This window comes from Pseudonocardia wallangbongensis, assembly GCF_054486945.1.
The window spans coordinates 1-23,147 of the sequence record NZ_JBRERS010000020.1; the positions used below are offsets into that span (position 1 = coordinate 1).

Consider the following 23,147-nt stretch of genomic DNA (forward strand, 5'->3'; position numbering starts at 1 on the left):
GCCCGACAGGGCGCCCTTGAACTGTGAGAAGCGGCCCCACACACTGCGGGGCGTCCTGCTCACCACTGTCACCGATGTCCCAAGACATCGGTGTCACCGATGTGGTCGGACATGACACCGCACCCGGGCGGCACTGTGACCGCACTCGACGATCACGGTCGCCGCGCCTCGGAACGCAGCGCCCCCGCCCGCCGGCCGGGTCGGCTGCGGTGAGCAGTACGCCACGGTCGCGGTTCTCGCGCTGGTGTGCGGCTCGGGCCGATCACACGCCGCGAGAAGCACCTCAGCGTCGCTGCGGCCGCAGCGGGGTGCTGGTCGCATCGATCATGGGTCGCTGCGGTGGGCGCGCCGTACCCCGCCGGCGAGACCAGGTATCGCGTCGCCGAGCGCTGCTCGCTGCGAGGCCGCGCCGGCGACCTGGGTATCGGCCCGACGCTCACGGCCTGCGCAGGTGCATCTGCTCCAGCCGCCGGATCCGCTCCCTCAGGGGCGGGTGGGTGGAGAACAGGCGCGTGAGCTGCTCCCCCGCCCGGAACGGGCTGGCGATCATCAGGTGGGACTGCGACACCAGCTGCGGGTCGGGCGGCAGCGGCGCGAGCTGGGTGCCCCGCTCCAGCTTGCGCAGCGCGGACGCCAGCGCGAGGGGGTCGCCGGTGAGCTGTGCCCCGCTCGCGTCGGCCTGGTACTCCCGCGACCGGCTCACGGCCATCTGCACGACCCCGGCCGCGATCGGACCGAGCAGCGCGATCAGCAGCACGGCGATGGGGTTGGGCCGGTCCTCGTCGCCTCCGCCGAACAGGCCTGCGAACATCGCGATGTTGGCCAGGAAGCTCACCATCGAGGCGAGCGCCCCCGCCACCGACGAGATGAGGATGTCGCGGTTGTAGACGTGGGAGAGCTCGTGGCCGAGCACGGCGCGCAGCTCGCGCTCGTCGAGCAGCTGGAGCAGGCCGGTGGTGGCGCACACGGCGGCGTGGCGGGGGCTGCGGCCGGTGGCGAAGGCGTTGGGCGCCGCCGTGGGGCTCACGTAGAGCCGCGGCATCGGCTGGCGGGCGGTCCGTGACAGCTCCGCCACGATCCGGTACATGACCGGGTGCTCCGGCTCGGTGGTCGGCCGGGCGTGCATCGCGCGCAGCGCGAGCTTGTCGGAGTTGAAGTACGCGTAGCCGTTGACGCCCAGGGCCAGGAACAAGGCGATCACGAGGCCCGTGCGCCCTCCGAGGAGCGAACCGACGAGCAGGACGAGCGCCGACAGACCGCCCAGCAGCACGGCGGTCTTCAGCCCGTTCATCGACTTGTGCACGTCCCGGGTCCTTCCTCCCCCGAGTACTCGAACGAGCAACCCTCTGGCCGTGTTCCGCGCCCAGCGCCCGTGGACCGTGAGCGACGCCTCTGCGCGGGGTTGCGCCATCCGGGGCAGGATGCGGGCATGGCCACCGACGTCCGCACCGAGACCACCGACGGCGTCGCCGTCCTCACGCTCTCCTACCCGGAGCGGCGCAACGCGTTGAACATCGAGCTGTCGGCGAAGCTGGCCGCGGCCGTGCGCGCCGCGGCCGCCGACGACGCGGTCGGCGCGATCGTCGTGACCGGCGAGGACCCGGCGTTCTGCGCGGGTGGCGATCTCGGCGAGCTCGCCACCGCCGACCCCGAGACGCTGAACACCGTGTACGCCGGCTTCCTCGCCGTCGCCGAATGCCCGCTGCCCACGATCGCGGCGGTGAACGGCGCGGCGGTCGGCGCGGGGCTGAACCTCGCACTGGCCTGCGACCTGCGGCTGGCCGGTCCGCGGGCGCGGTTCGAGTCCCGGTTCCTGCCGCTCGGGCTGCACCCGGGCGGGGGCTACACCTGGATGGCGCAGCGGGTGCTGGGCGCACAGGGCGCTGCCGCGCTCACGCTCTTCGGCGAGGTCGTCGACGCCGCCGAGGCCGAGCGGATCGGCCTGGTGCACCGGCAGGTCGACGACGTGGTGGCCGCCGCCGTCGAGGTCGCGGGCCGGGCCGCGGCCGCGCCGCGCGACCTCGTGCGCACCACGAAGGCCACGCTGCGGCTCACCGCGGGGATGGCCTCCCAGGCCGAGGCCGTCGAGGTCGAGGTGCGGGCCCAGGCCGAGTCGGTGCGCTCCCCGGCGTTCCGCGACCGCCTCGCCGCCCTGCAGAAGACGATCAGCAGGTCGGGCCGGTAACGCGATGTTTCCACCAGGCGAGGAGTTCGGGTGTGACGTGGACCGGGTGGCGACGACACCCCGACACAGGGCGAGCTAACGTGGCAATGCAACACAAAGCACGCCCCGTCGACCCGAGGACCGACCTCGAATGACTTCTGACACCGCCGTCGACCAGCTACCAGCACCGTCCGGCGGCGGACGTGAGGTGGTGGAGCGCGACCGCGTCGTCATCCGTTTCGCCGGCGACTCCGGCGACGGCATGCAGCTCACCGGAGACCGCTTCACCTCCGAGACCGCGGCGTTCGGCAACGACCTCTCCACGCTCCCGAACTTCCCCGCCGAGATCCGGGCGCCCGCGGGCACCCTGCCCGGCGTGTCGTCGTTCCAGCTGCACTTCGCGAACTACGACATCCTCACGCCGGGCGACCGCCCCGACGTGCTCGTCGCGATGAACCCGGCCGCGCTCAGGTCGAACGTCGGCGACCTGCCTCCGGGCGGCATCCTCATCGTCAACACCGACGAGTTCACCAAGCGCAACCTCACCAAGGTCGGCTACGAGGCCAACCCGCTCGAGGACGGCTCGCTCGAGCAGTACGCGGTGCACCCGGTGGCGATGGCCACGCTCACCCGGGGGGCGCTGGAGGAGACCGGGCTGTCGAAGAAGGACGCGGAGCGGGCGAAGAACATGTTCGCCCTCGGCCTGCTGTCCTGGATGTACCACCGCCCGAGCGAGAGCACCGAGCGGTTCCTGCGGGAGAAGTTCGCCCGCCGCCCCGACCTCGCCGAGGCCAACATCCTCGCCTTCCGCGCCGGGCACGCCTACGGCGAGACCACCGAGGCGTTCGCGGTCACCTACGAGGTGGCCCCGGCCAAGCTCGATGTCGGCACCTACCGCCAGATCACCGGCAACACCGCGCTCGCATACGGGATCGTCACCGCCGGGCGGCTGTCCGGGCTCCCGGTGTTCCTCGGGTCGTACCCGATCACCCCGGCCTCGGACATCCTGCACGAGCTGTCCAAGCACAAGGCGTTCGGCGTCACCACGTTCCAGGCCGAGGACGAGATCGCCGGAGTCGGCGCGGCGCTCGGTGCGGCGTTCGGCGGGGCGCTGGGCGTCACCACCACCTCCGGCCCGGGCATCTCGCTCAAGTCCGAGACGATCGGGCTCGCGGTGGCGCTCGAGCTTCCCCTGCTGGTCGTCGACGTGCAGCGGGGCGGGCCGTCCACCGGCCTGCCCACCAAGACGGAGCAGGCCGACCTGCTGCAGGCCCTGCACGGCCGCAACGGCGAGGCGCCGCTGCCGGTCATCGCGCCGCGCTCGCCCGGCGACTGCTTCGACGCAGTGCTCGAGGCCGTGCGGCTCGCCGTCACCTACCGCACGCCGGTGATCCTGCTGTCGGACGGCTCGCTGGCCAACGGGTCGGAGCCGTGGCGGGTGCCGGACGCCGCCGACCTCCCGGCCTTCGAGCCCGGCTTCGCCACCGAACCCAACGCCACCGACGGTTCCGGCGAGTTCTGGCCCTACCTGCGGGACGCCGACACCCTCGCCCGCCCGTGGGCCGTGCCCGGCACGCCGGGGCTCGAGCACCGCATCGGCGGCCTGGAGAAGGCCGACGGCCACGGCGGCATCTCCTACGACCCGGACAACCACGACCGGATGGTCCGGCTGCGCGCCGCCAAGATCGACGGCATCACCGTGCCGGACATCGAGGTGGACGACCCCGACGGCGACGCCGAGCTGCTCGTGCTGGGCTGGGGCTCCACCTACGGACCGATCGGCGCGGGTGCCCGCCGGGTGCGTGCGCTCGGCCGCAAGGTGGCGCAGGCACACCTGCGGCACCTCAACCCGCTCCCGGCCAACCTCGGCGACGTGCTCGCCCGCTACCGCACCGTGGTGGTGCCGGAGATGAACCTCGGGCAGCTCGCCACGGTGCTGCGGGCCCGCTACCTCGTCGACGTCAAGAGCTACACCAAGGTCGCCGGCGTGCCGTTCCGGGCCGAAGAGCTGCAGGACCTGTTCCTGGACTACCTCAACGGGGTGCGTTAATGACTGCCATCGACCTCGGGCTCCCCTCCCTGGGCGGGCTCGACGGGGTCCCGACAACCGACGAGAAGCAGACCGCCAAGGACTTCACCTCGGACCAGGAGGTGCGCTGGTGCCCGGGCTGCGGCGACTACGCCGTGCTCGCCGCCGTGCGCCAGTTCCTCCCGTCCCTGGGGATCAAGCGCGAGAACACCGTGTTCGTCTCGGGCATCGGGTGCTCGTCGCGGTTCCCGTACTACCTCAACACCTACGGGATGCACTCGATCCACGGGCGTGCCCCGGCGATCGCCACCGGCCTCGCCACCTCGCGCCCCGACCTCTCGGTCTGGGTCGTCACCGGTGACGGCGACGCGCTGTCCATCGGCGGCAACCACCTGATCCACTCGTTGCGCCGCAACGTCAACCTGAAGATCCTGCTGTTCAACAACCGGATCTACGGCCTGACGAAGGGCCAGTACTCGCCCACCAGCGAGGAGGGCAAGGTCACGAAGTCCACTCCGATGGGCTCGCTCGACCACCCGTTCAACCCGATCTCGCTCGCGCTCGGCGCCGAGGCCACCTTCATCGGGCGCGCCCTCGACTCCGACCGCAAGAGCCTCACCGAGGTGCTCGGCGCGGCCGCCGCCCACCGCGGCAGCGCGCTCGTCGAGATCTACCAGGACTGCCCGATCTTCAACGACGGCAGCTTCGACGTCCTGCGCAAGGGCGAGGAGGCCGAGGAGCGGGTCATCCCGGTCCGCCACGGCGAGCCCATCCGCTTCGGCCCGGCCGCCGACGACGGGCTGGGTAGCTACGCCGTCGTGCGCGAGGGCTTCGGGCTCACCGTCGCGAAGATGAACGAGGTGGACGCCGACCAGGTCGTCGTCCACGACGCCACCGACATCAACCTGGCGTTCGCCCTGTCCCGCTTGTCGGACCAGGACCTCAACCACACGGTCACCGGCATCTTCCGCAACGCCCACCGCATCGCCTACGACGACGCCGTGCGCGCTCAGGTGGCCGATGCCAAGGCGAAGGGCACTGCCGACCTGCAGGCCCTGCTCACCGGACGCGACACCTGGACGATCGCCGGCTGAGACCGCGGCCGACGCGGACGGGCCCCACCGGTATCCACCGGCGGGGCCCGTCCGCATTCAGGCGCCGATCAGCCGAACAGCGACGTCACCAGCGACTCGATCAGGCCGAGCGGGCCCGCGGCCGGCTCGTCCTCGACCGGGGCCGGAACGGTCTCGGCCGGGTCCGTCTCCTCGTCGGAGTCGGTCGTGGAGTCCGAATCCGAGTCGTTGTTGGCGTCCTCCGAGTCGTTCGTGGAGTCCGACTCCTCGTTCGTGGAGTCCGACTCCTCGTTGGTGGAGTCCGAGTCCGACTCGTTGGTCGTGTCCGACTCGGGCTCCGAGGTCGAGTCGGCGTCCGAGGTGGAGTCCGAGTCGTCGTCCGGGGCCGGCAGGGTGGTCGTCGCCGGCCCGGCGAGCGACGCGATCGGGGGGAGCGGGGCGATCTGCGCGTCGGCCTCGGAGGCCGACGCGACGCCGGCCGAAGCCAGAACCGCGAGAACCGCGGTCGCACCAACAGTCAGGGTCTTCTTCAGCATCGTTTCCTCACCATCACAGACAGCGTCTGCGATTGCGGTTGTCACCTGTTCGGGGAGCTGGGGAGCCGCGGGAGAGGCTAGGGGGAACTCACTGGCAGTGACACGCGAGTCACTCGATCGAGTGGCGATCCATATCTGAAGCGGATCTTGCTTCGTTTACGGTGCGATTCGCGTGACTCACGCGTCCCACCCGGTGAAGCCGGCAGCGCGGGCTTCACCCGCCGTGTGGAACCAGGCGTCCCCGCGGGTGCGCACGTAGTAGGGCGAGTCCGGGGTGTGGTAGCGCCGGGACCCCTCGTTCGCCTTGACCTGGTGGTCCGGGGACGGGCTGGAGCCGTCCGCCGCCGGGAGCAGCGAGCCGGGGTAGGGGCCGGGACGTGCGGCGGCGGCCGACACCGCGGCGGCTGCCGCCGCGAACGAGCCCCCCTTGCCGACGAGACCGGAGTCGATGGCCGCCAGCGCCGAGCCCGCCGGCTCGGGTGCCCGCGGCCCCGGAGGTGTGCTCTCACCGGGTCCGGGCGGCGGCTGCTCCTCCCGGGGAGCCGGGATGCTCACCGCCGCATCACGGGACCCATCCGCGTCCTCCCGGGCTGCTGCGCGCTCGCCTGCCGCTGCGGGAGCAGCGGCCCCGGTGTTCGCCGACGCCGCGCCGGCGTCCCGGTTGCGCCGGGAGCGCAGCCGGGCCATCGCGACGAACAGCGCGACGAGGACGACGGCCAGCACCACCCACCACCAGTTCTGACCCACGTTCGCACCCCTTCCTGCGAGCGGCCGGACCGGTGCATATCACGATCCGTAGGGGCTGCGCAGGGGCCTGCGGCACCCGACCACCCGGCCGGGTGCCGCGATCACCTGCTTTCCCCCGCCGGAGGATCGTCGACGGGGCCGCCCTGGGCGGGGATCTCGGGAGCCGGCCGGGCGTCCGGGAGAGGCGCTCCACCGGCCACCCCGAGGCGGTCCAACGCCCCGGCGGCGCTCGAGCCGGCGCGCGGGGCCGCTTGCTCGTTCCGGTGCGTGTCGAGGTTCGCCAGTGCCGGCTCCACCGGAGAGGGCAGCGGCTCGGGCCGCCCGGAAGGTTCGAGCCGGGGCAGGCGGGCGGCCCGGTGGTGGATCCGGGGCGGGGCGGGTCGGAACAGCGGGTGGACGGGGGGCCGCGAGCGCCCCCGGACGAACAGCCACGTGACCGTGGACCCGGCGAGGAACGCGACCGCGCAGGGGAACCAGACCTGCGCGAACGTCTCGACCATGGAGCCTCCTACCCGATGGTGCTCTCGGAGGGCGTCGAGGCGCGTGCCACGGCCACTCCCTACTCTCCGCAGTTGTCCCCTTACGGTGACACGAACATGCGATGCAGGGCCAGTGCCCGTCGTGAAGCGGATGTGCCGCTCGCGGGTGGGAGCTACGCCGTGCGGTCCACCACGTACGTCGTGAGGGACGCCAGGGCCTCCGTGGCCGGGCAGGACGGCAGCTTGCCCAGCTCCGCGCGGGCGGTGGCCGCCTGGTCGGCCAGGACGTCGCGGGCGCGGGCCAGGCCACGACCGGTGCGCAGCAGCTCCAGCGCCTCGTCCACCTCGGCGTCGTCGGTGATCGGGCGGGAGAGCAGCGTGCCGAGGCGGTCGACGTCCGGGCCGGTGTCCTGGAGGGCGTAGAGCATGGGGAGGGTGTGGACGCCCTCGCGCAGGTCGGTGCCGGGGATCTTGCCGGAGCTGTCGGACGGCGAGGCGATGTCGATGACGTCGTCGGAGATCTGGAAGGCGGTGCCGATGGCGGAGCCGAAGCGGCGCAACGCCTCCACGTGCTCCGGCGCGCACCCGGAGAACATGCCGCCGTACCGCCCGGAGGTGGCGATCAGCGAGCCGGTCTTCTCCGCGATGACAGCGAGGTAGTGCCGCACCGGGTCCTCACCCGCGCGCGGGCCGCGCGTCTCGCGCATCTGGCCGGTGACGAGCTCCGCGAAGGTCTCGGCGATGATCCGCACGGCCGCCGGCCCGAGGTCGGCCACGAGCCGCGACGCGTGGGCGAACAGGAAGTCGCCGGTGAGGATGGCCACCGAGTTGTCCCAGCGGAAGTTCGCGCTCTCCGCCCCGCGCCGCATCGTGGCCGAGTCCATGACGTCGTCGTGGTACAGCGTGGCGAGGTGGATCAGCTCGACCACGGCAGCGGCCGTGAGCACGTCCTCGTCATCGGGCCGGGGCCCGACCTGCGCCGCGAGCAGCGTGAAGAGCGGGCGGAACCGCTTGCCCCCCGCGTCGATGAGATGCATCGACGTCTCGCTGACGAACTGGTAGTCGCTGTGCACCTCCCGGTGCAGCAAGTCCTCCACGCGGGACAGCCCCTCCGCCGTGGCGGCGGCGAGCGCCGGGTCTGCGAGCTCGACGCCCGCGATCGCGTTCGCGTTCACACCCTCCAGCTTTTCACGCTCCTCAGCCGACGAGGCCGCCGCCTGCAGCCCAGTTCAGTGCCAGGGTCGGCGCGATACCGAGGAGTAGCGTGACGATCACACCGAGCGTGATGGCCGCGGTGGTGAACGCACCGGGCACGGTGACGGTCGGGCCGTCCGCGGCCGGCTCGCTGAAGTACATCAGCACGATCACGCGGATGTAGAAGAACGCGGCCACGGCGCTCGCCACCAGCGCGATCACCACGAGGGGCACCATGCCGTCGCCCAGCGCCGCGGCGAACACCGCGAACTTGGCGGTGAACCCGCTCGTGAGGGGGATCCCGGCGAGCGCGAGCAGCAGGAACGTCATCACGCCTGCGACGACCGGTGAGCGCTTCGCGAGGCCGGCCCACTGCGAGAGGTGGGTGGCCTCACCGTCGGAGTTGCGCACGAGGCTGATGACGGCGAACACCGCGATGGTCGTGAAGCCGTAGGCGAGCAGGTAGAACAGCGTGCTCGAGACGCCCGCTTCGGTGATGGCCATGGCGCCCAGCAGCAGGAAGCCCGCGTGGGCCACGGACGAGTAGGCGATCATGCGCTTGATGTCGGTCTGGGTGAGCCCGAGCACGGCACCGATCACCATCGACGCGATCGCGACGGCCCACAGCACGCCCCGCCACTCCCACCGGGTGTCGCCGAACGCGACCTGCAGCACGCGCAGGATCGCCCCGAAGGCGGCGACCTTGGTGCAGGCCGCCATGAACGCCGTGACCGGCGTGGGGGCACCCTGGTAGACGTCCGGGGTCCAGGTGTGGAACGGCCCGACCGAGCCCTTGAACATGAGGCCGACCACGAGCAGCGCGAGCCCGCCGAACAGCAGCGCGTCGGACGCGGCCGAGCCGGCCGATGCCTCCGCGATCTCGGAGAGCCGCACCGAGCCGGCGTACCCGTAGATCAGCGCGAGCCCGTACAGGAAGAACGCCGACGCGAACGCGCCCAGCAGGAAGTACTTGACGGCCGCCTCCTGCGAGATCAGCCGGCGGCGCCGGGCGAGCCCGCACATCAGGTAGAGCGGCAGGGACAGCACCTCGAGCGCCACGAACATCGTGAGCAGGTCGTTCGCCGCGACGAACGTCATCATCCCGGCGAGCGCGAAGAGCGTGAACGGGAAGACCTCGGTCTGCATCGTCGGCGGGAGCCCCGGCGCACCGTAGGAGCGGTCCTCCGGCAGCTCGGGGAAGCCTCCCGTGCCACCACCGACCGCCGCGCGCGAGGCCGCCGACGCGAGGAAGGCCCCGCCCGGCTCCACCGAGCGGTCCGCGATCAGCAGCACGCTGGCCAGCCCGAGCGCCAGCAGCGCGCCCCACAGGAACAGCGTCGGCCGGTCCACGGCGAGCGCGTCGGCGATCGTGGTGATGCCGTCGGGCCCGCTGCCCGCGTACAGGCCGAGGGCGAGCCCGGCACCGCCGAGCGCGGCGATGCTGAGCACCACCTGTGCCGGCCACCGCTGGTGGCGGGGCAGGAACGCCTCCACGAGCACGGCCAGGCAGGCCGCGGCGAGCACGATCAGCAAGGGCGCGACCGCGGCGTAGTCGATGGGGGGCACGCTGAGCGCGCCCTGGGCGAGCGGGGTCACCGGATTCCTCCCACCGGGTCGGGGAGACCCACCTCGTTCATGGTGGCCACCACCGACGGGTTGATGACGTCGAGCACCGGGCCCGGGAAGAAGCCGAGCGCGATGATCAGCACGATCAGCGGCGTGAGCACGGCGATCTCCCGGCCGGACAGGTCGGGGAACGCGCCCCTCTTCGCCGCGGCCTCCGGGGCGATCATCGTGCCGGGGCCGCTCCCACGCTCGAGCGCTCCCAGCACCGCGGCGCCGCGCACCGGGCCCTGCATGGTCTGCTGGTAGACCCACAGCACGTACAGCGCCGCGAAGATGATCCCGACGGTGGCCACGATCGTGTAGACCGGCTCCCGCGGGAACGAGCCGACGAGCACCAGGAACTCGCTGACGAACGAGTTGGTGCCGGGCAGGGCGAGCGACGCGAGCCCCGCGAGCAGGAACGTGCCCGCGAGCAGCGGCGCGAGCTTGTGCACGCCGCCGTAGTCACCGATCAGCCGGGACCCGCCGCGGGCGATGAGGAAGCCGATCACGATGAACAGCATCCCGGTGGTGATCCCGTGGTTGACCATGTACAGCGTGGCCCCGGCGAACGCCTGGCTGGAGAACGCGAAGATGCCCAGCGCGATGAAGCCGAAGTGGGCGATCGACGTGTAGGACACGAACCGCTTCAGGTCGGTCTGCGCCACGGCCAGCAGCGCGGCGTAGATGATCCCGATCACCGCGAGCACGAGCACGAGCGGGGCGAGCCGCTGCGACGCGAGCGGGAACAGCGGCAGGCAGTACCGCAGGAAGCCGAACGTGCCGACCTTGTCCAGCACGCCGACGAGCAGCACACCCGCCCCGATCGGGGCCTCGGCACCGGCGTCGGGGAGCCAGGTGTGGAACGGCACCAGCGGCGCCTTGATCGCGAACGCGACGAAGAACCCGAGGAAGAGCCAGATCTGCGTGGACTCCGGCACCGTGGCGGCGATCGACTGCAGCTCGACCCAGGAGAAGGTGGCCTCGCCGAGCTGGGTGCCGCTCACGACGTACAGCCCGATCACCGAGGCCAGCATGATCAGCCCGCCGAACAGCGAGTACAGGAAGAACTTCACCGCGGCGTACTGCCGGCGCGGCCCGCCGAAGCGCCCGATGAGGAAGTACATCGGGATCAGCATGGCCTCGAAGAACACGTAGAACAGGAACACGTCGGTGGCGGCGAACACCCCGACGAGCAGGCACTGCGTGGACAGCAGCAGCGCGAAGAAGCCGGACTCCGTGCGGCCCTCGGGGATCTCCTGGTTCCAGGAGAAGCCCATGACGATCGGGATGAGCACCGCGATCAGCGCCAGCATCACCAGCGCGATGCCGTCGATGCCGAGGGCGAAGTCCGTGCCGAACGCCGGGATCCACGGCACGGACAGCTTCAGCTGGAACCGCGAGCCGGTCCCGACCGCCGCGGGCGAGTACGCGAGCCAGGCGATGGCGGTGAGCACCAGCGACGCCAGCGCGAAGACCATCGCGGTGACCTTGGCGCCACGCGGGTTGCCCGTCATCGGCGCCACGACCAGCGCGCCGACGAGCGGCACCACCAGCAGGATCAGGAGAAGCACGCTTCCTCCGTCGTTCATGCGAACCGCACCGCCAACAGCGCCGCGACGACGAGCACCCCGCCGCCGAGCATGGACAGGGCGTACGAGCGGACGAAGCCGGTCTGCAGCCTTCGCAGCCGCCCCGAGCTGCCCCCGAGCAGGGCGGCGGTGCCGTTGACCACCCCGTCGACGCCGCGGTTGTCCAGGTAGACCAGCGCCCGCGCGAGCCAGGTGCCCGGCCGCGCGATGAGCGCCTCGTTGATCGCGTTGGCGTACAGGTCCCTGCGGGCCGCACGCACCGGCAGCGACACCGGCTCGGGCCGCTCCACCGGGGTGGGCCTGCGGCCCACCGCCAGCCAGGCGATCAGCACACCGAGTGCGGAGAACCCGACCACCAGCCACGGCACGTACTCGTGCGCGATCGCGCCGCCGTGCGGCTCCTCGAGCTCACCCAGCGTCGGGGCGAGCCAGTCGACGAGCAGGTGGCCGTTGGAGAGCACGTAGCCTGCGCCGACCGATCCCAGCGCCAGCACGATCATCGGGATCGTCATGACGGCGGGCGACTCGTGCGGGTGGTAGTCCTCGCCGTCGGCGCTCTTCAGCTTCTCCCAGCGCTTCTCGCCGAAGAACGTCATGAACATGAGCCGCGTCATGTAGAACGCGGTGAGGCCGGCCGCGAGGGTGGCCGCGCCGCCGAACACCCAGCCCTGCCAGCCGGGCTGCCCGAACGCCGCGCCGATGATCTCGTCCTTCGAGAAGTACCCGGACAGGAACGGGAAGCCGATCAGCGCGAGGTAGCCCAGGCCGAACGTCACGAACGTGACCGGCATGTAGCGGTAGAGCCCGCCGTAGCGGCGCATGTCGACGTCGTCGTGCATCGCGTGCATCACCGAGCCGGCCCCGAGGAAGAGCCCTGCCTTGAAGAAGCCGTGGGTGAGCAGGTGGAAGATGCCCAGCGCGTAGCCGGCCGGGCCGAGCCCGACGGCGAGGATCATGTAGCCGATCTGGCTCACCGTGGAGTAGGCGAGCACCTTCTTGATGTCGTCGTAGGCGCAGCCGATGATCGCCCCGATCAGCAGGGTGATCACGCCGACCAGTGCGACGATCAGTCGCCCCGTCTCGGTGAGGTCGTAGATCGGGTTCGTGCGCGCGATGAGGTAGACGCCCGCCGTGACCATCGTTGCCGCGTGGATCAGCGCCGAGACCGGCGTGGGGCCCTCCATCGCGTCCGGGAGCCAGGACTGGAGCGGGAACTGGCCGGACTTGCCGCACGCGCCGAGCAGCAGCAGCACGGTGATCGCCAGGATCGTGCCGGCGGAGAGCTCACCGATCCGCTCGAAGACCTCGGTGTACTGCAGCGTTCCCAGGTTCGCCCACAGGATGAAGATCGCGATCGCGAGCCCGACGTCGCCGACGCGGTTCATGAGGAACGCCTTCTTCGCCGCGGTGGCCGCGGACGGGCGGTCCTGGTAGAAGCCGATCAGCAGGTAGGACGCCAGGCCGACGCCCTCCCAGCCGAGGTAGAGCATCACGAAGTTGTTGCCGAGGACGAGCAGCAGCATCGCCGCGACGAACAGGTTCAGCTGCGCGAAGAAGCGCCGCCGGCCCGGGTCGTGGTTCATGTAGCCCACCGAGTAGAGGTGGATCAGGCCACCGACACCGGTGATGAGCAGCACGAACGTCAGCGACAGCGGGTCGAGCCGCAGCCCGAAGTCGATCGACAGGTCGCCGACGCCGATCCACTCGAAGAGCGACAGCTCCCGGGTGCGCTCCTCGGGGGCGAGGTTCGTGGTCTCCAGGAAGATCAGCAGGCCGATGACGAACGACGCGACGATCGTGAGCACGCCCAGCCAGTGGCCCCACGCATCCGCGCGGCGCCCGGCGACGAACAGCACGAGCGCCCCTGCGGCCGGGAGCACGAACAGCAGCCAGGCCAGCGAGGCCGTGCCGGTTGCCGCCGCGACGTGGGGCAGCTCGGCGGCGAGCAGCCCGGTGGCCGATGTCGGGGTCACCGGGACACCTCGGGTTGCCGGCAATGGCGTTGGCTGAGCACGGGGAGCACTCCTTGGTTCTGCACTTCGGGGCCTAGTACTTGAGCAGGTTCGCGTCGTCGACCGACGCGGTCCGGCGGGTACGGAAGATCGACATGATGATCGCGAGGCCGACGACTACCTCCGCAGCGGCCACGACCATCACGAAGAACGCCATGACCTGGCCGTCGAGCTCGCCGTGGATGCGGGCGAACGTGACGAGCGACAGGTTGACGGCGTTCAGCATCAGCTCGATGCACATGAACACGACGATCGCGTTGCGCCGCACCAGCACACCGACCGCGCCGATCGAGAACAGCAGCGCGGAGAGCAGCAGGTAGTACGTGGGGGTCACTTGGACTCCTCCGCGGTGTCGTCGTGCCGCCCGCCGGTGAGGGCGTGCGCGTCGGTACCGGGCTCGTCCTCGACCTCGCGCACCGGCGTGGCGTCGATGATCGCCGAGATCGACTCCGGCGCGATCGAGCCGTCGGGCAGCACGGCCGGCACCGCCACCGAGTTGCCGGTGGCGTAGACACCGGGACCGGGCAGCGGGGAGATGCGGTCGTGCTCGCCGCGCAGCCGCGCCTCGACGGTGGCCCGCTGGCCGCGCTTGGCGTGGCCGCTGCCCTGCGCGTACGCGAGCACCATCGCCCCGAGCGCCGCCGTGATGAGCAGCGCCGAGGTGAGCTCGAACGCGAACAGGTAGTCGGTGAAGATCTTCGCGCCGAGCCCGGTGACGTTGCCCGAGTAGCCCGGTCCGTCCGCCGGCAGGCCGGTCGGGGTGACGGAGGTGAGCGAGCTCCCGACGGCGCCCACGAGGAGCACCGCCAGCCCGAGGCCGAAGACGAGCGCGGCCATGCGCTGCCCGCGCAGCACCTCGACGACCGAGTCGGAGCTGTCCCGGCCGACGAGCATCAGCACGAAGAGGAACAGCATCATGATCGCGCCGGTGTAGACGATGATCTGCACGAAGCCGAGGAACGGCGCCTGCTGCACGATGTAGAAGATCGCGAGGCTGAACATCGTGCCCACCAGCGCGAGCGCCGAGTGCACCGCGTTGCGGGCGAACACCATGCCCAGCGCGCCGAGCAGCGAGATCGGGCCGAGGATCCAGAAGACGACGGCCTCGCCGGTGCTGACGGCGCCGGGGTCGGGCGCGGCCTGCGCGAGGAGATCGAGAGTCACTTGACCTGCTCCCCCACCGGGTCGTTCTCGGCTCCCTTACGCGCCAGAACGGGCCCCTGCACGTAGTAGTCCTGCTCGTTGTCGCCGAGGCGCATCGGGTGCGGCGGCTGTTCCATCCCGGGCAGCAGCGGCGCCATCAGCTGTTCCTTGGTGTAGATCAGGTCCTGCCGGTTGTCGTCGGCCAGCTCGTAGAAGTTGGTCATGGTGAGCGACCGGGTGGGGCAGGCCTCGATGCACAGGCCGCAGCCGATGCAGCGCAGGTAGTTGATCTGGTAGATCGCGCCGTAGCGCTCACCGGGCGAGTAGCGCTCCTCCTCGGTGTTGTCGCCGCCCTCGACGTAGATCGCGTCGGCGGGACACGCCCAGGCGCACAGCTCGCAGCCCACGCACTTCTCCAGCCCGTCCGGGTGCCGGTTGAGCTGGTGCCTGCCGTGGTAGCGCGGCGCGGCAGGCGGGAAGTTCTCGGGGTACTCCTCGGTGACGACCTTCTTGAACATCGTCCCGAAGGTGACGCCGAAGCCCTTGAAGAAGTCGAACATCTACTCGGTCTCCTTCCCACTGAGAGCGGGCGTGCGCTCCTCCGTGGTGTTCTCCACCCGGCGGGGACGCAGCTTGTGCCGCGGTGGGGTGGGCACCACGAGGTCCAGCGGCGGCACCGGGTAGTCCGAGGCCGGCTCGATCGGCGCGGGCCCCTCCACCTTGCGGTCCGGCACCAGGAACGCCACCAGCACCACCACCGCCAGCGCGATCCCCAACCCGATCATCAGCGCCGCCACCTGACCACCGCTGGTGCGCCAGGTGCGGATCGCGAAGATCGCCAGGATCCACAGCAGCGAGCCGGGCACCAGCACCTTCCAGCCCAACCGCATGAACTGGTCGTAGCGCAGCCGCGGCAGCGTGCCCCGCAGCCAGATGAAGATGAACAGGAACACGAACGTCTTGATCAGGAACGCCACGAACTGCAGCCAGCCGCTGGAGTTCAGGAACGACAGCGGCCACGGCCACATCCCGCCACCCAGGAACAGCGTGGTGGCCATCGCCGAGACCGTCACCATGTTCACGTACTCGGCCAGGAAGAACAGTGCGAACTTCAGCGACGAGTACTCGGTGTGGAACCCGCCCACCAGCTCCGACTCCGCCTCCGGCAGGTCGAACGGGGCCCGGTTGGTCTCCCCCACCATCGAGATCGTGAACACCACGAAGCTCGGCGCCAGCAGCAACAGGTACCAGCCACTGGCCTGGGAGGCCACGATGTCCGCGGTGGACAGCGACCCCGCGTACAGGATCACCCCCACGATCGACAGGCCCAGCGCGATCTCGTAGGAGATCACCTGCGCCGCGCTGCGCAACGCCGCCAGCAGCGGGTACGGCGAGCCCGAGGCCCAGCCGCCCAGCACGATCCCGTACACCCCGATCGAGGAGCAGGCCAGCACCACCAGCACGCCGACCGGCAGGTCCACCAGCTGCAGCACCGTCGGCTCGCCGAAGATCGACACCTCGCCGCCGAACGGGATCACCGAGAACGCCACGAACGCGGGGATCGTCGAGATGACCGGGGCGATGAAGTACACCCGCTTGTCGGCCATCACCGGCATGATGTCTTCCTTGAAGGCGAGCTTGAGCCCGTCCGCCAAGGACTGCAGCCAGCCACCGGGGCCGGTGCGGTTCGGGCCGGGACGCTGCTGCATCCGGCCCACCACCTTGCGCTCCCAGTTGATCATGAAGAGCGTCAGCACCACACCGATCGCGAACAGGGCCACGACCTTCAGCAGGATCAGCCACAGCGGGTCGTCCGCCAGCAGCTCCTGCGTGTGGGTCAAGCCCTGCGCCAGCACCTCGCCGGTCACGCCGTCACCCCCACCACGTCGCCGTGCCCGGCACCGAGGACGGCGCGGACGCGGGAGTCACCCGAGTTGCCCGGCAGCCAGACCACGCCGTCGGGCAGGTCGGCCAGCGCCACCGGAAGCGTGATCTCGCCGCGGTCGGTGCTCACCGTGGCCGGGTTGCCCTCCGTCACCCCGAGCCGCTCGGCCGTGGCGGCGTTGAGCCGCACGTAGGCCGGGCGGGCGGTGCCGGCCAGCGCCGGCTCGTCGATCGTCAGGGTCGAGCCGTCGAGCAGCTGGCGCCAGCTGCCGAGCACCGCCTGCCCGTACGAGGGCCGGAGCGGCTCGCCCGCCGGGAGCTTCGGTGCGGCCGGGGCGGCACCCGCCCAGCTGCCGAGCCGGAAGAGCTCGCCCGCGGCGGCCGCGGGCGTCTGCGTGAACAGGTCGATGTCCATCTCGACGGCGAGGGTGTCGAGCACCCGGCAGTCCGGGAGCACGCCGCTAGGGTCGAGAGCCGGGCCGAACTCGCGGCGCCGCCCCTCCCAGTTGAGGTAGCTGCCTGCGCGCTGGGCGTCCGGGGCCACCGGCAGCACCACGTCGGCCAGCTCGGTGACGGCCGACTCGTGCAGCTCCAGGCTCACGAGGAACCCGACGTCGCGCAGCGCGGCCAGCGCCGACTCGGGGTCTGCGAGGTCGTACGGGTCGACACCGCCGACGACCAGCGCCGCGAGCTCACCGGACGCGGCGGCGGCGAGGATCTCGTCGGTGTCACGGCCCGGGGCGGCCGGCAGCGTCCCGGCCGGGAGGCCCCACACCTTCTCGACCTCGGCCCGCGCGGCGGCGTCGGCCACCGGGCGGCCACCGGGCAGCAGCGAGGGCACCGCGCCCCCGTCGACGGCGCCACGGTCGCCCGCGCGGCGCGGCACCCAGCCGATCGCCGCGCCGGTGCGCTCGCCGAGCGCCGCGACCGCCGAGTACAGCCCCGGCACCTCGGCGGCCCGCTCGCCGACGAGGATCACTCCCCCACCGCGCAGCGCCTCGACGACGTGGTCCGGCAGGTCGGCCAGCACCGCGGCCTCGGCCCCCGGAACCGCCGGGATCAGGTTGTCCTTCGCGGCCGGGGACGCCGCGCCCGTCTCGAGCGAGGTGCGCTCGACCGCGGGAGTGGTCCACTGACCGAGGTGGAACACCCGCTGGCCGTGCTTGCGGGCCGCCTTGCGCAGCCGCAGGTAGACGACCGGCGCCTCCTCCTCCGGCTCCAGCGCGACGCAGAGCACGCCGGGCGCGGCCTCGAGGCGGGTGTAGCTGAGGGTCTCGGGGCCCTTCCCGACCACCTGCGAGGCCAGGAACTCCAGCTCCTCCGCCGAGTTCGCCCTGGCCCGGAAGTCGATGTCGTTGGTGCCTGCGGCGACGCGCGCGAACTTGCCGTACGCGTAGGCGTCCTCGAGGGTGAGCCGGCCGCCGGCCAGCACGCCGATCCCGCCGTCACGGGCCGCCAACAGGCCCTGCGCCGCGACCCGAAGCGCCTCGGTCCACGACGACTCGGCCAGCTGCCCGTCGGCACCGCGGACCAGCGGGCGGGTGATGCGGCCCTTCGACTTCAGGTACCGGAACCCGAACCGGGTCTTGTCGTCGATCCACTCCTCGTTGACCTCGGGGTCGTTGCCCGACAGCCGGCGCAGCACCGTGCCGCGGCGGGTGTCGACGCGGATGGCCGCGCCACTCGAGGTGTGCTCGTCGACGCCCGTCGTGGACACGAGGTCGAACGGGCGGGAGCGGAACCGGTAGGCGGCGCTGGTGAGCGCACCGACCGGGCAGATCTGGATCGTGTTGCCGGAGAAGTAGCTCTGGAACGGCTTGTCCTGCGCCACCCCGATCTGCTGCTCGGAGCCGCGCTCCAGCAGGTCGATGAACGGGTCTCCCGCGATCTCCTCGGAGAAGCGGGTGCAGCGCTGGCACAGCACGCAGCGCTCCCGGTCGAGCAGCACCTGCGTGGAGATCGGCAGCGGCTTCGGGAACGTCCGCTTCGTGTCGACGAAGCGGGAGTCGGTGCGGCCCGTGCTCATCGCCTGGTTCTGCAGGGGGCACTCGCCGCCCTTGTCGCAGATCGGGCAGTCGAGCGGGTGGTTGATGAGCAGCAGCTCCATCACCCCCTCCTGGGCCTTCTGGGCCACCGGAGAGGAGTGCTGGGTCTTGACGACCATGCCGTCGGCCACCGTCATGGTGCAGCTGGCCTGCGGCTTCGGCATCGGCCGGCCGCCCATCTCCACCTCGACGAGGCACTGGCGGCACGCGCCGGCCGGGTCGAGCAGCGGGTGGTCGCAGAACCGCGGGACGATGATCCCGAGCCGCTCGCACGTGCGGATGAGCAGCTCACCCTTGGGGGCGTCGACCTCCCGGCCGTCGATCGTGAGGCGGACGTGGCCCTCGGGGACGGGCCGCGCCTCCTTCTTCTCCTCGGGGGCGATCGTCATGCCTTGGCTCCAACCAGATCGTCCAGCTGTTCCGGACGCTGCACCCCGGGCTGCTCCGCGATGAGGTCCAGGAACTCCTGGCGGAAGTACTTGATGGCGCTCGTGATCGGGCTCGTCGCGCCGTCACCGAGGGCGCAGAACGAACGACCGAGGATGTTGTCGCAGATGTCGAGCATCGTCTCGACGTCGGCCTCGGTGCCCTCGCCGTGCACCATCCGTTCGAGGATCTGCACCAGCCAGAACGTGCCCTCGCGGCACGGCGTGCACTTCCCGCACGACTCGTGCTTGTAGAACTCGGTCCACTTCATCACGGCCCACGGCACCGAGACGGTCTCGTTGAAGACCTGCACGGCCGTGGTGCCCAGCATCGAGCCCGCCGCGGCGGCGCCCTCGAAGTCGAGCGGGACGTCCAGGTGCTCGGCGGTGAAGATCGGGGTGGACGAGCCGCCCGGCGTCCAGAACTTGAGCGGAACGCCGTCCTTCATGCCGCCCGCCAGCTCCAGGAGCTGGCGCAGCGTGATACCCAGCGGCGCCTCGTACTGGCCGGGCCGCTCGACGTGGCCGGACACCGAGTAGATCTTCGGGCCGGGGCTCTTCTCCGAGCCCATCGTGCGGAACCAGTCGCTGCCGCCCATCACGATGGCGGGAACCGAGGCGATGGTCTCGACGTTGTTCACCACTGTCGGCGAGGCGTAGAGCCCCGACGTGGCAGGGAAGGGAGGCTTGAGCCGAGGTTGGCCGCGACGTCCCTCCAGCGAGTCGAGCAGTGCCGTCTCCTCGCCGCAGATGTAGGCGCCGGCGCCGGCGTGCACCACGATCTCGAGGTCGAAGCCCGAGCCGAGGATGTCCTGGCCGAGGTAGCCCTTGGCGCGGGCCTCGTCGACGGCGCGCCGCAGGCGGCGGATGCAGTGCAGCGCCTCTCCACGCACGTAGATCGCGCAGAAGTTCGAGCGGATCGCGAAGCAGGTGATGATGCAGCCCTCGATGAGCGAGTGCGGGTCCGCCATCATCGTCGGGATGTCCTTGCAGGTGCCCGGCTCACCCTCGTCGGCGTTCACCACGAGGTACTTGGGCTTGGCTCCCGGCCCGGTGGCGCCCTGGGGGATGAACCCCCACTTCAGGCCGGTGGGGAAGCCCGCGCCGCCGCGGCCACGCAGCCCGGAGTCCTTCACCAGCTGGATGAGCTGGTCGGGCTGGGCGGTGAGCGCGTGGCGGAGGGCCTGGTAGCCCTCGAGCTGCTCGTAGGTGTCGATCGACCACGAGCGCGGCGACTGCCAGCGCCTGGTCAGCACCGGTGTCAGTTGGTCCACAACAGCTTCCATCCGGGCTACTTCCCCTCCGGCAGAACAGGGAACGCGGGCGGGTTGTCGGGCATCGCGGGAGCCACCCAGCCGCGCTCCGAGGCGAGTTGCGCGCCGCGCACCGACTCCGGCGCGACCGACGGGCCCTCCACGCTCGCGACGAGGTCCGGGAAGACCCCGGCGAGCTCCAGCTCCACCGTGCGGAAGTCGGTGAGCGGGGCACCCCGGGTGGGGTGGGGCTTCTCGCCCTTCCGCAGCGCGTCCACGAGCTCCTCGGCCGACTCCGGCGTCTGGTTGTCGTAGTACTCGTAGTTGACCTGCAGCACCGGCGCGAGGTCGCAGGCCGCGAGGCACTCGGCGTGTTCGAGCGTGATGGAACCGGTGGTGCCCGGCTCGCCCGCGGTCTCCTCGTGGCCGACGCCGAGCTTCTCCGCCAGCCGCTCGTAGATGTCGTCGCCGCCCAGCGCCGCGCACAGGGTGTTGGTGCAGACGCTCACGATGTGCTCGCCGCACGGAGTGCGCTTGTACATCGTGTAGAAGGTGGCCACCGCCGAGACCTCGGCCGTGCTCAGCTCCAGCGCGTCCGCGCAGTAGCGGATGCCGTCCTGGCTGACGTGGCCCTCGACGGACTGCACCAGGTGCAGCAGCGGCAGCAGCGCCGACCGCGACTGCGGGTACCGCGCGATGATCTCCTTGGTGCGCTGGCGGGTGAGCTCGTCGAACCTCTCGACGACCGGCCCGGCGTCCTCGACCACGGACTCGAAGACGACCTCCTCCGGCATGCCCTCTGGCAACGTCACCGGTCCACACCTCCCATGACGGGGTCGATCGACGCGACGGACGCGATGACGTCCGCGACCATGCCGCCCTCGCTCATCGCCGGCATCGTCTGCAGGTTCACGAAGCTGGGGTCCCGCAGGTGGACGCGCACCGGCCTGGTGCCGCCGTCCGACACCAGGTGGACGCCGAGCTCGCCGCGCGGCGACTCGACCGCCGTGTACACCTGGCCCGCCGGCACCGAGAAGCCCTCGGTGACCAGCTTGAAGTGGTGGATCAGCGACTCCATGGACTGGCCCATGATCTTGCGGACGTGCTCGAGGCTGTTGCCCATGCCGTCGGCGCCGATGGACAGCTGCGCGGGCCAGGCGATCTTGCGGTCCTCGACCATCACCGGGCCCGGCTCCATCTTTGCCGCCGCCTGCTCGATGATCCTCAGCGACTGGCGGATCTCCTCGACCCGCAGCCGGTAGCGCGCGTAGCAGTCGGCCTCCGTGGCCACCGGGACGTCGAAGTCGTACTCCTCGTAGCCGCAGTACGGCTCGGTCTTGCGCAGGTCCCACGGCAGGCCGGCCGCGCGCAGGATCGGGCCGGTGGCGCCGAGCGCGAGGCAACCGTCCACCGGCAGGTAGCCGACGTTCTCCAGGCGCTGACGCCAGATCGGCTGGCCCGTGAGGAGGTTGTCGTAGTCGGGCAGCCGCTCACGCATGATCTTCACGAAGTCGGCGACCCGCTCCTCCCAGCCGTCCGGGAGGTCCTGGGCGAGCCCCCCGGGGCGGACGAACGCGTGGTTCATGCGCAGGCCGGTCAGGAACTCCAGCAGGTGGAGCACCTCCTCGCGCTCCCGGAACCCGGCCGTCATGCCGGTGAGCGCACCGAGCTCCATACCACCGGTGGCGAGCGCGACCAGGTGCGAGCCGATGCGGTTGATCTCCATCAGCAGCACGCGGGCCACCTGGGCCCGCCGCGGGGCCTCGACGCCGAGCAGCTTCTCCACGGCGAGGCAGTAGCCGACCTCGGTGAAGATCGGCGACAGGTAGTCGGCGCGGGTCACGAACGTCACGCCCTGGGTCCAGGTGCGGTACTCGCAGTTCTTCTCGATGCCGGTGTGCAGGTAGCCGATCACCGACCGGGCCTGCTGCACCGTCTCGCCCTCGAGCTCCAGCACCAACCGCAGCACGCCGTGCGTCGACGGGTGCTGCGGACCCATGTTGATGACGATGCGATCGTCGTGCTCCTCGTCGAGGAGCGTGTCCCAGTCGCCACCGGTGACCGTGTAGACGGTGCCTTCGGTGGTCTCGCGCTCCGCGGCGTACGCGTCGAATGTGTCGTTGCTCATGTGTACGCCCTCCGCTCATCGGGCGGAGGGATCTCCGCGCCCTTGTACTCCACCGGGATCCCGCCGAGCGGGTAGTCCTTGCGCTGCGGGTGGCCGTCCCAGTCGTCCGGCATGAGGATCCGGGTCAGGGCCGGGTGGCCGTCGAAGACGATCCCGTACATGTCCCAGGTCTCGCGCTCGTGCCAGTCGGCCGTGGGGTAGACCTCGACGACGCTCGGCACGTGCGCGTCCTCGACGTCGACCGACACCTCGAGGCGGATGCGGCGGCGGTAGGTCATCGACGTCAGGTGGTAGGTGACGTGCAGCCGCTGCGGCACGTCCTCGCCGTAGTCGACGCCGGAGACCGAGGAGCACAGCTCGAAGCGCAGGGCGTCCTCGTCGCGCAGCGTGCGGCAGATCTCGAGGATCGACTCCCGCCGCACGTAGAAGGTGATCTCGCCGCGGTCGATGGTGATCTGCTGCACGGCGTCCCGCGGGATGCTGTGCTCGTCCAGCGCCTCGGCGAACTCGTCGGCGAAGTCGTCGAACCAGCCGCCGAAGGGCCGCTCGGCCGGGGCGGGCACGTGCGCGGGGAGCCGGAGACCGCCGAACCCGGACGTGTCGCCCGAGCCGGAGACGCCGAACATGCCGCTCCGCTCGCGGGTGGGCCCGATGCGGGTGCCGCCCTCCGGGGCGGCCTCATCGCCGGTCCGCTCGACCTCGCCGCCGCGGGCGGTCTCGGCCCCGCCGGCGCGCGTTGCGGCCTCGTCCGCGCCGCTGCGCTCAGCCGAGGACTGCGGTCCGCCGGTGCGCTCGGCGTCGTCCTTGGACGTTCCGGTGTTCTCGTCAGGCATGACCC

General features: G+C 71.2%; 20 protein-coding genes. 3 read left to right on the forward strand and 17 right to left on the reverse strand.

Annotation, left to right across the window (positions count from 1 at the left end; translation table 11 throughout):
* Positions 1-436 precede the first annotated feature (436 nt).
* A complete protein-coding gene (htpX, locus tag ACU436_RS39620; protein ID WP_459032288.1) occupies positions 437-1,303 on the reverse strand; it encodes a zinc metalloprotease HtpX in 867 nt (288 codons plus the stop codon).
* A gap of 126 nt (positions 1,304-1,429) precedes the next feature.
* Between htpX and ACU436_RS39625 the strand changes: the two genes are divergently transcribed.
* The 3 genes from ACU436_RS39625 to ACU436_RS39635 all read left to right on the forward strand — a co-directional run bounded on the left by ACU436_RS39625 (position 1,430) and on the right by ACU436_RS39635 (position 5,287).
* Positions 1,430-2,185 carry an enoyl-CoA hydratase gene (locus ACU436_RS39625; protein WP_459032289.1) on the forward strand — a complete coding sequence of 252 codons (756 nt, stop codon included), beginning with the start codon at positions 1,430-1,432 and terminating at the stop codon, positions 2,183-2,185.
* Positions 2,186-2,315: 130 nt separating this feature from the next.
* Entirely contained in the window at positions 2,316-4,214 is a 1,899-nt protein-coding gene (locus ACU436_RS39630; RefSeq protein ID WP_459032290.1) for a 2-oxoacid:acceptor oxidoreductase subunit alpha, read from the forward strand.
* The gene (locus ACU436_RS39635; RefSeq protein ID WP_459032291.1) at positions 4,214-5,287 is read left to right on the forward strand and encodes a 2-oxoacid:ferredoxin oxidoreductase subunit beta; all 1,074 of its coding nucleotides are present in this window, start codon (positions 4,214-4,216) and stop codon (positions 5,285-5,287) included. Before ACU436_RS39630 ends, ACU436_RS39635 begins: the two co-directional genes overlap by 1 nt.
* Positions 5,288-5,355: 68 nt before the next feature.
* Here the strand turns inward: ACU436_RS39635 and ACU436_RS39640 are convergent, their stop codons facing one another.
* The 16 genes from ACU436_RS39640 to ACU436_RS39715 all read right to left on the reverse strand — a co-directional run bounded on the left by ACU436_RS39640 (position 5,356) and on the right by ACU436_RS39715 (position 23,142).
* Positions 5,356-5,802: a hypothetical protein gene (locus ACU436_RS39640; protein ID WP_459032292.1), complete on the reverse strand. Its 447-nt coding sequence runs from the start codon at positions 5,800-5,802 to the stop codon at positions 5,356-5,358.
* A 177-nt stretch (positions 5,803-5,979) separates the two neighbouring features.
* On the reverse strand, positions 5,980-6,549 hold the full coding sequence (locus ACU436_RS39645) for a sunset domain-containing protein (RefSeq protein WP_459032293.1): 570 nt from the start codon (positions 6,547-6,549) through the stop codon (positions 5,980-5,982).
* 101 nt (positions 6,550-6,650) lie between these two features.
* Entirely contained in the window at positions 6,651-7,049 is a 399-nt protein-coding gene (locus ACU436_RS39650; protein ID WP_459032294.1) for a hypothetical protein, read from the reverse strand.
* Positions 7,050-7,201: 152 nt separating this feature from the next.
* Positions 7,202-8,203, reverse strand: coding sequence for a polyprenyl synthetase family protein (locus tag ACU436_RS39655; protein ID WP_459032295.1), 1,002 nt, complete (start codon positions 8,201-8,203; stop codon positions 7,202-7,204).
* Between the two features lie 22 nt (positions 8,204-8,225).
* Entirely contained in the window at positions 8,226-9,818 is a 1,593-nt protein-coding gene (nuoN, locus tag ACU436_RS39660; RefSeq protein WP_459032296.1) for an NADH-quinone oxidoreductase subunit NuoN, read from the reverse strand.
* Positions 9,815-11,419, reverse strand: a complete 1,605-nt coding sequence (locus ACU436_RS39665; RefSeq protein ID WP_459032298.1) for an NADH-quinone oxidoreductase subunit M — start codon at positions 11,417-11,419, stop codon at positions 9,815-9,817. Before ACU436_RS39665 ends, nuoN begins: the two co-directional genes overlap by 4 nt.
* Complete coding sequence (gene nuoL, locus ACU436_RS39670; protein WP_459032370.1) at positions 11,416-13,368, reverse strand: NADH-quinone oxidoreductase subunit L; 1,953 nt, start codon at positions 13,366-13,368, stop codon at positions 11,416-11,418. The genes ACU436_RS39665 and nuoL overlap by 4 nt, the downstream gene beginning before the upstream one ends.
* A gap of 97 nt (positions 13,369-13,465) precedes the next feature.
* On the reverse strand, positions 13,466-13,765 hold the full coding sequence (nuoK, locus tag ACU436_RS39675; RefSeq protein ID WP_142106723.1) for an NADH-quinone oxidoreductase subunit NuoK: 300 nt from the start codon (positions 13,763-13,765) through the stop codon (positions 13,466-13,468).
* Positions 13,762-14,595 carry an NADH-quinone oxidoreductase subunit J gene (locus tag ACU436_RS39680; protein ID WP_459032299.1) on the reverse strand — a complete coding sequence of 278 codons (834 nt, stop codon included), beginning with the start codon at positions 14,593-14,595 and terminating at the stop codon, positions 13,762-13,764. Before ACU436_RS39680 ends, nuoK begins: the two co-directional genes overlap by 4 nt.
* A complete protein-coding gene (gene nuoI, locus ACU436_RS39685) occupies positions 14,592-15,134 on the reverse strand; it encodes an NADH-quinone oxidoreductase subunit NuoI (protein WP_459032300.1) in 543 nt (180 codons plus the stop codon). The genes ACU436_RS39680 and nuoI overlap by 4 nt, the downstream gene beginning before the upstream one ends.
* On the reverse strand, positions 15,135-16,415 hold the full coding sequence (gene nuoH, locus ACU436_RS39690) for an NADH-quinone oxidoreductase subunit NuoH (RefSeq protein WP_459032371.1): 1,281 nt from the start codon (positions 16,413-16,415) through the stop codon (positions 15,135-15,137). It abuts the gene before it with no gap.
* 23 nt (positions 16,416-16,438) lie between these two features.
* A complete protein-coding gene (locus tag ACU436_RS39695; RefSeq protein ID WP_459032301.1) occupies positions 16,439-18,892 on the reverse strand; it encodes an NADH-quinone oxidoreductase subunit G in 2,454 nt (817 codons plus the stop codon).
* Complete coding sequence (gene nuoF / locus ACU436_RS39700) at positions 18,889-20,214, reverse strand: NADH-quinone oxidoreductase subunit NuoF (RefSeq protein WP_459032302.1); 1,326 nt, start codon at positions 20,212-20,214, stop codon at positions 18,889-18,891. The genes ACU436_RS39695 and nuoF overlap by 4 nt, the downstream gene beginning before the upstream one ends.
* A 5-nt stretch (positions 20,215-20,219) precedes the next feature.
* The gene (nuoE, locus tag ACU436_RS39705; RefSeq protein WP_459032372.1) at positions 20,220-20,975 is read right to left on the reverse strand and encodes an NADH-quinone oxidoreductase subunit NuoE; all 756 of its coding nucleotides are present in this window, start codon (positions 20,973-20,975) and stop codon (positions 20,220-20,222) included.
* A 14-nt stretch (positions 20,976-20,989) separates the two neighbouring features.
* Positions 20,990-22,309, reverse strand: a complete 1,320-nt coding sequence (locus ACU436_RS39710) for an NADH-quinone oxidoreductase subunit D (protein ID WP_459032303.1) — start codon at positions 22,307-22,309, stop codon at positions 20,990-20,992.
* A complete protein-coding gene (locus tag ACU436_RS39715) occupies positions 22,306-23,142 on the reverse strand; it encodes an NADH-quinone oxidoreductase subunit C (RefSeq protein WP_459032304.1) in 837 nt (278 codons plus the stop codon). The genes ACU436_RS39710 and ACU436_RS39715 overlap by 4 nt, the downstream gene beginning before the upstream one ends.
* Between the last annotated feature and the right edge of the window lie 5 nt (positions 23,143-23,147).